We start from the raw sequence: 14,894 nt of genomic DNA, 5'->3' as shown, positions 1-14,894 counted from the left end.
ACGCCCGGGTGGCTCGCGATGATCGAAACTGACCTGCGGAGCAGCACGGCGACACCGCGCCGGTCTGGAAGCGGCATGGCACGCCGCCTCCGGCAGTTGGGCATGCTCGGGGTCAGTCAAGCCGGCGTCACGCTGACCGCGTTCGTCACCCAGGTGCTGCTCGCCCGTAGCCTGCCGCAGGCGCAGTTCGGTGCCTTCATGTCGGTCATGTCGCTGGTGACGCTGGCCGCGCCACTGGCCACCTTCGGGGTCGCTGACTTCTGGTTGCAGCGCTTCGGCCGGGAAGGGCCAAGGGCGTTCCGTTGGGTGCGGCCGTCCATCGTGCTGGTCGCCGTCAGTTCCGGCCTGCTGGTCGCGGCGCTGGTCGGCTGGGGCCTGGTCGAACTGGATGAACCTGCCGACGCCGGGCTACGCATCGCGCTCGCCCCGATCATCCTGTCGCTCGTCGCCATGGCGCTCTCCGGGGCGGCCCTCCAACTGCGGGGTGCCTACGGGCAGCTCGCGGCGCTGCAACTTGCGCCGCAGGTGGGTCGACTCCTCGTGGCGCTACTGACCGGGATCCTCGGACTGTCGGCGCTCATGGTGGCGCTGGGCTACGCTCTCGTGGCTGTCGTCACGGTGGTCATGAGCGTCCTGGTGATCGCGCCGTTCTGGCACGGGCGAGCGACGCTGGAGGGCCACCCACCGGCACCCCGTCCTTCCACCCGCCGACCCCGGGTGGATCACCTCGTCGCCGGTACCGGCCTGTTCCTGCTCGGCAGCCTGTTCTATCAGCTGGGCATGAACCTGGGCGTCGTCACCTCCGCCGAGTTTCTGAGCCCGGAGGACGCCGCGGTGCTCGCGGTGCCGATGACCCTGTTGACCGCGATCTATCTCCTGCCACGCATCGTGTATCAGCAGTACTTCCTGGCGAAACTGCACCGGTGGTCCCGCTCCAACCGCAACGCGGTCCTCATCGCATACCGGGCCGGCACGATCGGGATGATCGGTCTCGGGGTGCTGCTCGGCGTGGTGGTTGCGGTCGCGGGCCGGTTTGCCATTCCGCTGATCTTCGGTTCGCAGTACCGTGCGTCCGTCCCGGTGATGGCCGTCCTCGCGATTGCGATCCCACTCCGCTTCGGCGCAGCCAGTGTCGAATCGCTGCTGACCAGCAACGGGCTGGTGCGGCAGAAGGTGCTGTATCAGGGGCTGGGATCGCTCGCCTTCCTGGCCGCGCTGGCCACCGCGATCCCGCTGTTCGGCGCCGCCGGCGCCGCTTGGGCGACGGTGTTGTCCGAGGCGATACTGCTCACCCTGTTCTGGGCAAAGGCGAAGCGGAAGGTCGTTGCGGACGCCGAGCTCCCGTCCTGGGCAGAGATCCGGCGGACCTTCGCCAGAAGCTGATCTTCAGCCGTACCAGATCGCCACGAAACCGGCGATGATCTGCGTCCGTGGCGGTCACCGGGTCACCAGCCAGGCGTCGGGCAGCAGGACGGCGGCGGCCGCCGGCCCGGTGAGCGGGCGGGCGGCCGCCGCGACCAGGGCGCACCCGATGACGGCCGGCCAGACCAGCCGGCGCCACCGGTGCGGCGCCAGCGAGCCTGGGTGCTTTGCTCCATCCTTCCAGGGTGGACTCGCCCGGCCGGGATCCGGTCAGCCGAGCGGGCCGACCTCCCGCTCGATCGCCGCGCGCAGCTCGGGACCGCGCACCACCTCGCGGGCGGCCTCCATGAGCGGGGCCAGGAACACGTCCGGTCCCGGCTCGCCCACCACCTCGCGCAGCGCGGCCAGCGCCGCCCGGCCCGCTGGCGACGGCTCCAGCGGCGTCCGGAGCTGGAGCCCGCGTACGGCGGCCAGCAGCTCCACGGCGAGCAGGCTGGTCAGGTTGTCCAGCACGGTCCGCAGCTTCTTGGCCGCCGCCCAGCCCATCGAGACGTGGTCCTCCTGCATGCCGCTGGTGGGCAGCGAGTCCACCGACGCGGGCGCGGCCAGCCGCCGGTTCTCGGCGACGATCCCGGCCGCCGTGTACTGGGCGATCATCAGCCCGGAGTTGACCCCGGCGTCGGGGGAGAGGAACGCGGGCAGCTCCCGGGAGCGGGTGACGTCGAGCAGCCGGTCCACCCGGCGTTCGGCGATCGCGCCCACCTCGGCCGCGGCGATGGCCAGGTAGTCGGCGGCGAAGCCGAGCGGCGCGCCGTGGAAGTTGCCGGTCGACTCGACCCGCCCGTCCGGCAGCACCACCGGGTTGTCCACCACCGACAGCAGCTCCCGGCCGGCGACGGCCGCGACGAAGTCCAGGGTGTCCCGGGCTGCCCCGGCCACCTGCGGAGCGCACCGCATCGAGTACGCGTCCTGCACCGCGTGCGCCAGGTCGTCCCGGTGCGAGTCCATCACCGCCGACTGCTGCAGCAGCCGATGGATGTTCGCCGCCGACTCCGCCTGGCCCGGATGCGGTCGGATGGCGTGCAGCTCGGGCAGGAACGGCCGCTCCGAACCGAGCATCGCCTCGATCGCCAGCGCGGCGGTGACGTCGGCCATGGTGAACAGGTGCCGGGCGTCGTGGATGGCCAGCAGCAGCATGCCGAGCATGCCGTCGGTGCCGTTGATCAGCGCCAGCCCCTCCTTGGCGGCCAGCTCGATCGGGGCGAGGCCGACCCGGCGCAGCGCCTCACCGCCGGGGATCCGCTCCCCGGCCGGGCCGAGCACCCAGCCCTCGCCGAGCAGCACCAGCGCGCAGTGCGCCAGCGGGGCCAGGTCACCGGAGGCGCCGAGCGAGCCGTGCTCGGGCACCCACGGGGTGACCTCGTGGTTGAGCAGGTCCACCAGGGCCTCGGCGACCAGCGGCCGGACCCCGGAGCGGCCGAGGGCGAGCGAGCGTACCCGCAGCAGCATCATCGCCCGGACCACCTCGCGGGGCATCGGCGCGCCCACCCCGGCGGCGTGCGAGCGGATCAGCGCGTGCTGCAGCTCGGCCCGCCGCTCGGGCGCCACGAAGGTGTTGGCGAGCGCCCCGAAGCCAGTGGAGACGCCGTAGACGGGCCGGCCGGCCGCCTCGATGCCGTCCACGATGGCCCGGCTGGCCGCCATCGCGTCCACGGTGGCCGGGTCGAGCACTACCTTGGCGGTGCCGCGGGCCACGGCGAGCACGTCGGCGGGGGAGACCCCGGTGGGCTGAATGCTTACGGTCGACATTGCGGCACTCCATCGTGCAGAACCTGGCGGATCAAGGGGACACCAGGCCGGTAGGCCAGGTGCAGGTGGGAGGGGGCGTCGAGGATCATCAGGTCGGCCCGAGCGCCCCGGGTCAGCCGCCCGACGTCGGTGCGGCGCAGCGCCGCCGCTCCGCCGGCGGTCGCGGCCCAGACCGCCTCCGCCGGGGTCATCCGCATCTCGCGTACGGCGAGGGCGATGCAGAACGGCATCGACGACGTGTACGACGACCCGGGGTTGCAGTCGGTGGCCAGCGCCACGGTCACCCCCGCGTCGAGCAGCCGCCGGGCGTCCGGGTACGGCGACCGGGTGGAGAACTCCGCGCCGGGCAGCAGGGTGGCGACGGTGGCGGTGTGCCCGCCCTCGGCGCACATGCAGTCGATCCGCTGCGTGGCGAGCGCCTCGACGTCGGCGTCGGACACGTGGGTGCAGTGGTCCACGCTGGCCGCGCCGAGTTCTACCCCGAGCTGCACGCCCGGACCGGGGCCGAGCTGGTTGGCGTGCACCCGCACCCCCAGCCCGACCGCCTGCCCGCAGGCGAGGATCGCCCGGGCGTGGTCCACGTCGAAGGCGCCCCGCTCGCAGAACACGTCGATCCAGCGGGCGTACGGGGCGGCGGCGGCCAGCATCGGTCCGCACACCATGCCCACGTAGTCGTCGGGGCGGTCGGCGTACTCGGCGGGGACCACGTGCGCGCCGAGGAACGTGGTGTCCTCGCTGAACTCGGCGGCGATCCGCAGCGAGCGGGCCTCGTCGGCAACGGTGAGCCCGTACCCGCTCTTGATCTCGATGGTGGTGGTGCCCTGCCGCATGGCCTCGGTGCGCAGCCGCTGCACGGTGGCCCGCAGCTCGTCGTCGGCGGCTGCGCGGGTGGCGCCGACGGTGGTGCGGATGCCACCCCCGGTGTACGGCTCGCCGGCCATCCGGGCGGCGAACTCGACGGCCCGGTCCCCGGCGAAGACCAGGTGGGCGTGGCTGTCCACGAAGCCGGGCAGCACCGCCGCTCCCTCGGCGTCGATCCGCCGGTCGGCGGCCGGGGTGTCGCGGGCCGACCCGACCCAGGCCACCACGCCGTCCTCGACCAGCAGGGCGGCGTTGCGCCGGATGCCCAGCGGGCCGCCCTCGCCCGCCCCGAAGGAGTTGGTGACCAACTCCCCGATGTTGTCCACCAGCAGGCTGCCCGAGTTCCGCACCGCCGGCCGCAGCCGGTCGCCCGGTCGCACCGGCCGCTCCGGGAAGCCGGTCATACGGTCACCCCCTCGATGGCGGCGCGCAGCTCGGTGGGCACGTCGACCGTGCGGTGCCGGCCGTCGGCGACCACCGTCCGCCCGTCGACCACCACGTGCGTGACGTCCGCCGCGGTGGCCGCGAAGAACGCCCCGACCGGCGGCACCCCGGCGGTCCGGGCGCTGTCCAGCCGTACGGTGACCAGGTCGGCCCGGTCGCCGACCGACAGCCGGCCGGCGTCACCCCAGCCCAGCGCGGCGTGCCCGCCGACGGTGGCGGCGGTGAGCAGCTCGGCGGCGGTGAAGTGCCCCCGTCTGCGGGTCCGCAGCCGCTCGTCCAGCTCCACGGCGCGGGCCTCCTCGAACAGGTCGACCACGGCGTGGCTGTCGCTGCCGAGGCTGAGCGGGCTGCCCGCCTCGGCCATCCGCCGGGCCGGCCCGATCCCGTCGGCGAGGTCCCGCTCGGTGGTGGGGCAGAGGCAGATCCCGGTCCGGCTCTCCGCGAGCAACGTGATGTCGGCGCTGGTCGGGTGGGTGGCGTGCACGGCGGTGGTGTGCCGGCCGAGCACCCCGTGGTCGGCCAGCAGCCGGGTCGGGGTGCAGCCGTGCACGGCCCGGCAGGCGTCGTTCTCGGCCGGCTGTTCGGACAGGTGCACGTGCAGCGGCCGGCCCTGGCGGTCCGCCCAGCCGGCCACCGTGGCGAGCTGCTCCGCCGGCACCGCGCGCACCGAGTGGATCGCCGCACCGACCCGGGCGTGGTCGTTGCCCGGGGTGAACCCGCTGACCCGCTCCGCCCAGCGCAGCGCGTCTCCATCGCCGAACCGCCGCTGCGGCCCGGCCAGCGGCGCGCCGTCCACCCCCGCGGTCAGGTACGCGGTGTCCAGCAGGGTGATCCGGATGCCCGCGTGCGCGGCCGCCTCGACCAGCGCCGCCGACATCGCGTTCGGGTCGTCGTACGCCGTCCCGTCCGGCGCGTGGTGCAGGTAGTGGAACTCGCCGACGCAGGTGATCCCGGCGAGCGCCATCTCCGCGTACGCGGCCCGGGCCAGGGCCAGGTAGGACTCCGGGTCGAGCCGGGCGGCCACGTCGTACATGACCTCCCGCCAGCTCCAGAAGTCGCCCCGCCCGCCGTGGGTACGCCCGCGCAGTGCCCGGTGGAACGCGTGCGAGTGGGCGTTGGCCAGGCCGGGCAGGGTGAGCCCGGGCAGCCGTACCGCGTCGTGCAGCACCTCCACCCCGGCGGTCGGCGTGCCGCCGCCGACCAGCGGGGTGACCGCGGTGATCCGGCCGCCCTCGGCCTCGATCAGCACGTCGGGCGTGGGTTCGGCGTGGTCGGGCAGCCAGGCGTACTCGGCCAGCCAGCGGGTCAGCGGCATGCCAGCTCCTCCAGCACCCGGGCCAGGGCGGTCACCCCGGCGGCGCAGTCGGCGTCGGTGGCGGACTCGGCGGGGGAGTGTGACACCCCGGTCGGGTTGCGGACGAAGAGCATCGCGGTGGGCAGGTGCGCGGCGAGCACGCCCGCGTCGTGCCCCGCCCCGGTGGGCAGCACCGGCGCGTCGAGCAGCCGGGCCAGCCGGTCGGCCAACCCGCCGTCGAACGCCACCAGCGGGGTCGCCGACTCCTCGGTGCAGGTCAGCTCGGTGCCGTCCCGCCGCGCCCGCTCGGCGGCCTTGTCCCGCACCGCCGCGACGAGGCCGTGCAGCGTCTCCGGCTCGGCCGCCCGGGCGTCCAGCCAACCGGTCACCCGGGACGGGATCGCGTTGGTGGCGTTCGGCTCGACGGCCACCCGGCCGACCGTGGCGTGCGCGTCGCGCAGCCGGGCCTCCTTGTTCGCCGCCAGCACGGTGAACGCGTAGGTGAGCATCGGGTCGCGGCGGTCGGCCATCCGGGTCGTACCCGCGTGGTTTCCCTCGCCGTGGAAGTCGAAGCGCCAGCGCCCGTGCGGCCAGATGGCGCTGGCCACGGCGACCGGCGCGGCCTGGTCGACCAGCGCGCGGCCCTGCTCGACGTGCAGCTCCACGAAGGCCGCGAAGCGGCCGAGCAGCGCCGGGTCGGCACCCGCCGGCCGGTCGCCCAGCGCCTCGGCGAAGCTCACCCCGTCGGTGTCGCGCAGCCCGGCCGCGCGGTCCACCGCGATCTCGCCGGTGAGCAGCCGCGACCCCAGGCAGGGTACGCCGAACCGGCCCCCCTCCTCCTCCACGAACGCGGCCACCGCCACCGGGCGGACCGGGGCGACGCCGGCCGCCCGCAGCTCGTCCACGGCGAGGAACGCGCTGACGATGCCGAGCGGCCCGTCGTACGCGCCGCCGTGCGGCACCGAGTCGAAGTGGCTGCCGGTGAGCACCGCCCCGCCCGCCACCGGGTCACCCCACCAGGCGAAGAGGTTGCCGTTGCCGTCCTCCTGCACCGGCATGCCCCGCTGCTCGGCCTGCTCGCGGAACCACGCCCGCAGCCGCAGCTCCGGCGCGGTCAGCGCGTACCGCAGGTAGCCGCCGCTGCCCGCGTCCCGCCCGACCGGGGCCAACTCGTCCCACAGCTTCCGGAACCGGGCCACCAGGTCCGTCACGCCGCACCCCGGTTGTTCGCGACTGCGGGGCTCCGCTGCGCTGCACTCCTCGCGCTCACGCCGTACCCCCGGTTGTTCGCGACTGCGGGGCTCCGCTGCGCTGCACTCCTCGCGCTCACGCCGTTCCCTCCGCCATCGGCACCCGGACGCCGGTGCGGACGGCGACCTCGCGGGCGTCGTCGTAGCCGGCGTCGACGTGCCGGATGACGCCCATGGCCGGGTCGTTGGTGAGCACCCGTTCGATCTTCTGCCCGGCCAGCGCGCTGCCGTCGGCGACGCAGACCTGGCCGGCGTGGATGGACCGGCCGATGCCCACCCCGCCGCCGTGGTGGATCGACACCCAGGACGCCCCGCTGGCCGTGTTGACCAGCGCGTTGAGCAGCGGCCAGTCGGCGATCGCGTCGGACCCGTCGGCCATCGCCTCGGTCTCCCGGTAGGGGCTCGCGACGCTGCCGCAGTCCAGGTGGTCCCGGCCGATCACCACCGGCGCGCTCAGCTCGCCGGCGGCGACCATCTCGTTGAACCGCACCCCGGCCTTGTCCCGCTCGCCGTAGCCGAGCCAGCAGATCCGTGCCGGCAGGCCCTGGAAGGCGACCCGCTCGCCGGCCATCCGGATCCACCGGGCGAGGGACTCGTTCTCCGGGAACAGGTCGAGGATGGCCCGGTCGGTGGCCGCGATGTCGGCCGGGTCGCCGGAGAGCGCCGCCCAGCGGAACGGGCCCTTGCCCTCGCAGAACAGCGGCCGGATGTACGCCGGCACGAAGCCGGGGAAGTCGAACGCCCGCTCGTAGCCGCCGAGCTTCGCCTCGCCACGGATCGAGTTGCCGTAGTCGAAGACCTCCGCACCCGCGTCGAGGAAGCCCACCATCGCCTCGACGTGCTTCGCCATCGACGCCCGGGCCCGGTCGGTGAACTCGGCCGGCTTCGCCTTCGCGTAGTCGCGGGCGTCGGCCAGCTCCACCCCCTCCGGCAGGTACGACAGCGGGTCGTGCGCGCTGGTCTGGTCGGTGACGATGTCGATGGCGACGCCCCGGCGCAGCAGCTCCGGGAAGGCGGCGGCCGCGTTGCCCACCACACCGACGCTGATTGCCCGGCGGTCCCGCTTCGCGGCGAGCACCCGCTCGACCGCGTCGTCGAGCGAGTCGGCGATCTCGTCCAGGTAGCGGTCGTGCGCCCGGCGCTCCAGCCGGCTGCGGTCCACGTCCACGATCAGGCAGGCGCCACCGTTCATGGTGACCGCGAGGGGCTGCGCGCCGCCCATCCCGCCGCAGCCGGCGGTCAGCGTCAGCGTGCCGGCGAGGCTTCCGTTGAAGCGCTTGGCGGCGACGGCGGCGAACGTTTCGTAGGTGCCCTGGAGGATGCCCTGGGTGCCGATGTAGATCCAGGAGCCGGCCGTCATCTGCCCGTACATGGTCAGGCCGAGCTGCTCCAGCCGGCGGAACTCCGGCCAGGTGGCCCAGTCGCCGACCAGGTTCGAGTTGGCCAGCAGCACCCGGGGCGCCCACTCGTGGGTGCGCATGACGCCGACCGGACGGCCGGACTGCACCAGCATCGTCTCGTCGTCGCGCAGCTCGGTGAGCGTCCGGACCAGGGCGTGGTACGACGGCCAGTCCCGCGCGGCCTTGCCGGTCCCGCCGTAGACCACCAGGTCCTCGGGGCGCTCGGCAACGTCCGGGTCGAGGTTGTTCATCAGCATCCGCAGCGCGGCCTCCTGCGGCCACCCCTTCGCGGTGCGTGCGGTGCCGCGGGCGGCGCGGACGGGCTGGTGCATTTCCTACTCCTCTCAGCCGAGGAACAACTGACGGCGGGCGGCGGACGACTCGAACGCCTCGAGTCGGGCCTGGGTCTCGGCCGGGGCGGCGTCGCAGATCGCCTGGAGCACCACCATGGCCAGGGTCATCGGCGCGGTGTGCAGGTCGAAGACCAGGTCGGTGCCGACGGCGGCGGGGAGCACCACCTCGGCGTGGTCGGTGGCCGGACTCACCGGGGAGTCGGTGATCGCCACGACGGTCAGCCCGGCGTCCCGGGCCTCGCGCAGCGCGTCCAGGGTCTCCCGGGGGTAGCGGGGCAGCACGAACGCGAGCAGCGCGGTCGCCCCGGCGGCGGCGGCCTGTTCGAGCCGGTCGGCGAGGAGGCTGCCACCGTCGTCGAGGACCCGCACGTCCGGGTGCACCTTCGCGGCGAAGTACGCGAAGTACGCGGCCAGCGGCGCGGCGGCACGCAGCCCGAGCACCGGCAGCGGCCGGCTGGCCGCGAGCAGCTTCCCCACTTCGGCGATCCGGCCGGCGTCGGCGAGCTGGGTGGCGAGCCGGTCGAGGTTGCCCAGCTCGGCGCGGACCGCCCGCTGGAGGGCGTTGCCGGCGTCGGCCGGGTCGGCGGCGCCGGTGGTCAGCTCCCGCAGCCGGCGGCGCAGCGCGGGGTAGCCGTCGTGCCCGAGCGCCATGGCGAACCGGGTCACCGACGGCTGGCTGACCCCGGCCAGCTCGGCGACCTCCGCCGCGGACAGGTACGCCGCCGCGCCCGCGTGCTGCACCAGGCAGTGCGCGATTCGGCGCTGGGTGGGGGTGAGCCGTACGCCGTGGAACAGGTCGAGCAGGCGGTCGGTGGGTGCCGCACCGCTTTCATTCATGGCGCGACTCTATGCATAAAAACTTTCAGAAGCAACGGCGGCCCCACCCTACGGCTGTCTCCGACCTGCCTGACCCGGGTGTCCATGGAGGACCGAAGCCTCCTTCCTGACCGCAGTGTCACGCTCCGGCCACTCTCCGGCGCAGTGTGGCAGTCGCGCCGCGTTGGCCTGCTGTCGAACGGGTGACCGGCGGACGGAATGGTCGGCGGCTTCTCTGTACTATCCGCACGGCGGGGTGAACAGAGGAGTGGGCAATGCAGTCGGTCGGGCCGTACAGGTTCACCGAGGCGCTGGGCGTCTGTCAGGTCGGCACGGCGTGGTGGGCCGTCGACGGGCAGGATCGGCTGGTGACGTTGGCCCTGCTCGAGGGCGCGGCGGCGACCGATCAGCCCTGGCGGGAGGCCTTCGCCAACGCGGCGAACGCCATGGCGCAGGCGCCGGGCGGTCAGCGGTACGTCAAAGCGGACCTCGCCGCGGCCCAGCCCTGGGTGGCGTACCCGGCCCAGGAGGGGATGGGTGCGCAGCGCCTGTTCCAGTCCCTCGGCATGGAGTTGCACTCCGCCGAGTCGCGATCCGACGTCCTGATCCCGGCCACCGGCACGGTCGCCACGCCCCCGCGGCCGGTGTCCGGCGCCCCGGTGTCCGGCGCTCCCGCCCCGGTCTCCGGCCCGCCGCAGCTGCCGTGGGCGATGCACGCCACCGTTCCGCAGCAGCCGCAGCCCGAACCGCAGGCCGTGCCGACTTCGCCCGCCCCGCCCGGACCGGCCCCCGCCCACCCGGCGCCGGCCGATCCGTTCGCCGTGTCGCCGCCCCGCATCCAGCCTTCGACCGCCGCGGCGGCTCGACGCGGCGCCGTTACCTGGCTCGCGGTCGCTGCCCTGCTGCTCGCGATGGTCGCGGCGGTCGGTGGGGTCGGGGTCGGGATCTCCGGTGGTGAGGACCGGACGGCCCCGGCGTTGGTCGAGAACTTTCCGGCCGAGTCCCCGGCCGAACCCGGATTGCGTCCGTGGGCGCAGTTCCCGCCGTCCAGCCCGCAGGAGCGGGCGCTCGCCGTCGCCGGGCCGTCGCTGGTCTTCATCGAGGCGATCTTCACCGGCCTCCTGCGCGATCGGGACACCAACGCGCCGCTGAGCGCCACTCCGCTGTTCGTCAACCGCCGCTGCACCGGTTTCGTGGTGAACGCGGACGGCCACGCCCTCACCAGCAGTTCGTGTGTGCAGCCTGGGGAGGAGACCGTGCGGCGAAGCGCGCTCGACGCCCTGGCGAGGACGATGGTCCGCGAGGGCAAGCTCGCCGCGGGGCAGATGGCCAGCTACATCACCACCAACCTGGAGAAGACTGTTTTCACCGGCACCGGGCCGGGCACCGCGGCCAGCGCCAGGATCTACGCCCAGCTGAACGAGGCCAAGGGAAACACCAAGGCTGAACCGGCCGTCCCCGTCCAAGTGGTCAAGGGACAGGCCGTCGACAGCGGCAACCTCGCGCTTGTCAAACTCGCCAAGGGCAGTCTGCCGACGGTGGAACTCGTGCCGACGGCGGCCGCGACGGAGAGCGGGACGCTGCTGGTGGTCGCCTTCGCCACCAGCGACACCGACCTCCGCGCTGCCACGTACCGTCCGCAGGCCAAGGTGGTGAAGGTCGCCGGCACCAGCCGGCGAGGCGCCCTGACGATGCAGCGGATGGGTGACGACCTCGGCGCCACCTCGCAGGGGGGTGTGGCAATCGACCCGTCCGGACGCGTCGTGGGCATGATCGACCAGGATCTGGCCAGCCCCGATCGGGCGAACCGGTTGGTGCTGCCGGCATCGGCGTTCGACGGGTTGCTGACCGAGGGCGGCGTGCGACCCGCCCTCGGAGAGCCGGACCGGCTCTACCGTACTGCTCTCGACGCCTACTTCACCGGCCGCTTCGGCGCTGCGGCTGACGACCTCGCCAGGGTCGTCCAACAGGCGCCGGACAACAGACTGGCCGACGGGTACCGGCAGAACGCTGCCATCCGGCAGCAGTTGGAGGGGGACCCGGCCGGCGTGCCGGCTTGGGCTCGGTGGCTGCTCGCCGGTGCCGGGACCGCGCTGCTGGTCGTGCTCGTGCTGCTCGTCGCGGCGCTGCTCCGGCGGCGTGCGTGAGCACCGCCACCTCGTCGACCGGCCGCCGTCGTCCCGTCGAGTCGCCGCGCCCGCTGTCGCACCTGCTCTCCACCGCGATCGTGCTGGTCGTCGGGATCCTGCTGGTGCACGTGCTCTTCGAGACATGGGCCGAGGTCCTGAGCGGGCCCACCGACGACGAGGCCCGCGCCCTCGACAGCGCGCCTCGATGGCCCGATCAGCTCCAGACCTTGCTCTACCTGGGGCTGGCCGCGCTCAGCGTGGTCAAGGTGGTGGTTGACCGGCTGTGGGACCGGTTCCGGACCGCCGCCGACCTGGCGCTGCTCGTGCTCGGCCTGGTCATGGTCCTCGCCGGGCTGGTCAACGACTCCTCGCCGAGCCTGATGAGCGAGGCACTCTTCGTCTACTTCCGGGGCGTTCTGGTCTTCTACGCCCTGCGGGCGGCCGACCTACGACCCGCCGTGGTCCGCAGACTGCTGCTGGTGGTGGCCGCAGTGGTCGGGTTGAACGTCTTGCTTGCGCTGGTGCAGACGGTGGTCGGCCCGCCGGCCTACCGCGCGTTGGGGTGGGTGGATCTCACCTCGGCCGACCAGAGCCGGGCCCACGGCCTGCAATCGCACCCGGACCACCTCGCGCATCTGCTCGGCCTCACCATGCTGGGCTTCATGGCCTGGGCAGCGGTGCAGCAGCGGGTCCGCCGCGCCTGGTGGGCGGTGGCCGCGATGATCGCCCTGGCCCTGTCGGCCACCCAGTCCGTGGCCTCGCTGCTCGGCGTCCTGGTGGCCGGGGTGCTGATCGCCGTCCTGGTGCGGGTCAGCGCCCGCCGGGTGCTCGCCGTCTGCCTCGTCGTAGTGCTCTGCACCGTGGTGCAGGTCGCGCTCCGGCCCGACGAGTGGGCGCGGCACCTGGGCAACCCCTTCACGGGCCACCAACAGCCGGCTGGCAGCGAAGAGCGGCCGACCACACCGACGTCACCCGATCCCGCGGTCTCCCCGGCACCCGCCTCCCGGCCGTCCGCGGCGTCCCCGCTCCCGTCGAAAACCGGCGCTCCCGCGGTCGCCGCCGGCACGCCGTCCTCGGCCTCATCGCCCACCACTGTGCGCGAGATCCAGGTGCGCCACCTTGAGCCGGCCGCCGACATCCTGCCCCGGCAGCCGCTGCTCGGCTTCGGTATCGGCCAGTTCGGCGGGGTCGTCGCCGAGAAGAACGATCCCGACTGGCACAAGAACCCGAAGTTCGGGCCGGACGGCTTCGACGGGTACGGCGCGCAGTCGGTCCAGATCGAATCGTTCTGGCTGCACCTGGTCATGGAGGCCGGCGCCTTCGGGCTGATCGCGTTCCTCGTCTGGCTCTTCTTCATCGTGCAGCCACTCGTGCACGCGACGCGAGGGGGCCGGCGGGGCTCGCGGCAGTCGCCGCCGGCGGCGGCCCTGCTGTGGGGCATCGGAGCGATGCTCTTCGCCGGGCTCGTGGCGTTCCGCTCGCCAGCCTTCGAGGATCCCATTTTCCCGGCCCTGCTGTGGACCGTTCTCGGCCTCGCGTGGTGGACGTGCCGCCGGTCGCGGGAGGAACAGGCCTCGCTCTACAACGCGCCCACCGCGATGTTGCCGGTCGTTCGCGACCCGTCGGATGTCCGAGAAATCGACACCCGGATCCTGGATACCGACGAAATCCTCGCGCTCGCCCGGCGGATCCGCGCCCAGCGGGGTGCCGACGGCGGCGCGCCGGACGTCGGGGACCTGGACACGGAGTTCCTCACCGCTGACGAGATCCTGGCTTTCGCCCGGCAGATCCGGCGCAGTGGCGGCGCCGCCCCCCGGGACGGCAGTGGCCAGACACGCACGTAGAACGGCCCTTTCGGATGGTATTCGGATCAGCCTTCCGCTGCTTAAACTCCGTGATGTCGCACGATTGCAGTTGGCTGGCCGGGCGGCACATCGGTGTGACCACCGATCACCGGGTTGGATCACGTCGAGACGACAAACGCACACGGGGGTGGCGGAGAGTATGAAGGCAGTAGACGAGGCGCTGTCCCGGGGCGCCAAGGGGGTGCTGGGCCCGGTCGCGGTGGGTGCCGAGCGTCCATGATGGCGTCCCCGCCCACTATCCCGACGGAGCCGCCCAACAAGATCCTGGAGCCTGCTCCGTCGTACGGGCCCCGACCTCCGGGCATTCCGGCGCCGATCGCCGCCGACGCCGCCAGCCCGGCAAATCCCGCTCCACCGAGCATCTCGGTCTGCATCGCGGTGCGCAACCGACCGGCTCTGCTGGTGAAGTCGGTGCGCAGCATCCTCGACAACGGGTTTGACGACTTCGAGGTGGTCATCGTCGACGACGGCTCCGCCGTGCCGGTCCAGGAAGGGCTGGCGGAGGCGGGCCTTCTCGCCGACGACCGCATCCGGCTGGTGCGGCAGCCCCCGTCGGGCATCAGCGCCGCCCGCAACACCGCGCTGAAGGTTGCCCGGGGTCGCTACATCACCGTCCTCGACTCCGACGACGAACTCGCGCCGGATGGTCTGCACCGGATTCACGAGTTCCTCAGCCGGACGGGTGCGCAGTGGATCTACACCGACTACGAGGAACTCGTCGGCACCGCGGGCCGGATCATCCGGTTGCCCGCCTACCCTTCCGCGCGGCGGATGCTCTGGTCCGTCCTGACCCGGCCCCGCCTGCCGTTCAAGCACTCCGGCATGTCGATCGACCGGGAACTGCTCGTTCGTCTCGGCGGGTACGACGAGAACACGCCCATCAAGGTGGACGTCGAGCTGGTGTTGCGGGCGCTGGCGAGTGACGTGCGGCTCGTACATCTCGCGTACCCGGTCGTGCGCTTCCACCGGCACGGCGACAACATCAGCCGCAAGCGGCTCGCCGGCCTCTCGGTGTGGCACCGGCTCATCACCACCTACACGCGGCCCCGGATACCGGGCCTGGCGCTGGCGGTGGTGGCGCTGCGGGGCGTGAGCGAAGTCGGCAAGGCACTGGTCACGTCGTTCGACCGCTGAGGCCGGCCCCGGTGCCCCGGGGTGCCGCCAGCCGGCAGCGCGTCCGGCGCGGCGGCGTATTCTCCGGGCGGCGCACCCTCTGGGGCGGTACGCCGTCGGCGACGCCAGACCGCCGGCCCGCCCGGGCCACGAACGGAGATGCGGGGGCCGTCCGCGATGGGAGAAGCGCCGACGCGG

General features: G+C 73.4%; 10 protein-coding genes. 4 read left to right on the top strand and 6 right to left on the bottom strand.

Going from position 1 to position 14,894, the window contains the following annotated elements; all coding sequences use genetic code 11:
- Positions 1-18: 18 nt before the first annotated feature.
- Entirely contained in the window at positions 19-1,383 is a 1,365-nt protein-coding gene (locus ABZ783_RS02665; protein ID WP_357434013.1) for a lipopolysaccharide biosynthesis protein, read from the top strand.
- Between the two features lie 249 nt (positions 1,384-1,632).
- Here ABZ783_RS02665 and hutH read toward each other — a convergent pair whose 3' ends face one another.
- The 6 genes from hutH to ABZ783_RS02635 all read right to left on the bottom strand — a co-directional run bounded on the left by hutH (position 1,633) and on the right by ABZ783_RS02635 (position 9,610).
- Positions 1,633-3,171 carry a histidine ammonia-lyase gene (gene hutH / locus ABZ783_RS02660; protein ID WP_357434011.1) on the bottom strand — a complete coding sequence of 513 codons (1,539 nt, stop codon included), beginning with the start codon at positions 3,169-3,171 and terminating at the stop codon, positions 1,633-1,635.
- On the bottom strand, positions 3,159-4,436 hold the full coding sequence (gene hutI, locus ABZ783_RS02655; protein WP_357434009.1) for an imidazolonepropionase: 1,278 nt from the start codon (positions 4,434-4,436) through the stop codon (positions 3,159-3,161). Before hutI ends, hutH begins: the two co-directional genes overlap by 13 nt.
- Entirely contained in the window at positions 4,433-5,785 is a 1,353-nt protein-coding gene (locus ABZ783_RS02650) for a formimidoylglutamate deiminase (RefSeq protein WP_357434300.1), read from the bottom strand. Before ABZ783_RS02650 ends, hutI begins: the two co-directional genes overlap by 4 nt.
- A complete protein-coding gene (locus ABZ783_RS02645; RefSeq protein ID WP_357434007.1) occupies positions 5,782-6,981 on the bottom strand; it encodes an allantoate amidohydrolase in 1,200 nt (399 codons plus the stop codon). The genes ABZ783_RS02650 and ABZ783_RS02645 overlap by 4 nt, the downstream gene beginning before the upstream one ends.
- A 115-nt stretch (positions 6,982-7,096) precedes the next feature.
- Positions 7,097-8,752, bottom strand: a complete 1,656-nt coding sequence (hutU, locus tag ABZ783_RS02640) for a urocanate hydratase (RefSeq protein ID WP_357434005.1) — start codon at positions 8,750-8,752, stop codon at positions 7,097-7,099.
- 12 nt (positions 8,753-8,764) lie between these two features.
- The gene (locus ABZ783_RS02635) at positions 8,765-9,610 is read right to left on the bottom strand and encodes a MurR/RpiR family transcriptional regulator (protein ID WP_357434003.1); all 846 of its coding nucleotides are present in this window, start codon (positions 9,608-9,610) and stop codon (positions 8,765-8,767) included.
- Positions 9,611-9,864: 254 nt separating this feature from the next.
- Here ABZ783_RS02635 and ABZ783_RS02630 point away from each other — a divergent pair, with 254 nt between their 5' ends.
- The 3 genes from ABZ783_RS02630 (at position 9,865) to ABZ783_RS02620 (ending at position 14,717) form a co-directional block, all read left to right on the top strand.
- Positions 9,865-11,736, top strand: a complete 1,872-nt coding sequence (locus tag ABZ783_RS02630; protein WP_357434001.1) for a trypsin-like peptidase domain-containing protein — start codon at positions 9,865-9,867, stop codon at positions 11,734-11,736.
- On the top strand, positions 11,733-13,562 hold the full coding sequence (locus tag ABZ783_RS02625) for a hypothetical protein (protein WP_357433999.1): 1,830 nt from the start codon (positions 11,733-11,735) through the stop codon (positions 13,560-13,562). Before ABZ783_RS02630 ends, ABZ783_RS02625 begins: the two co-directional genes overlap by 4 nt.
- Positions 13,563-13,799: 237 nt before the next feature.
- Positions 13,800-14,717, top strand: coding sequence for a glycosyltransferase (locus ABZ783_RS02620; RefSeq protein ID WP_357433997.1), 918 nt, complete (start codon positions 13,800-13,802; stop codon positions 14,715-14,717).
- Positions 14,718-14,894: the final 177 nt, after the last annotated feature.

Origin of the sequence: Micromonospora sp. NPDC047738 (assembly GCF_040642675.1) — a bacterium.
Taxonomy (GTDB): Bacteria; Actinomycetota; Actinomycetes; order Mycobacteriales; family Micromonosporaceae; genus Micromonospora.
Note: the sequence above shows the minus strand (reverse complement) of the source record. Positions and strands in the feature narration are given on the sequence as shown.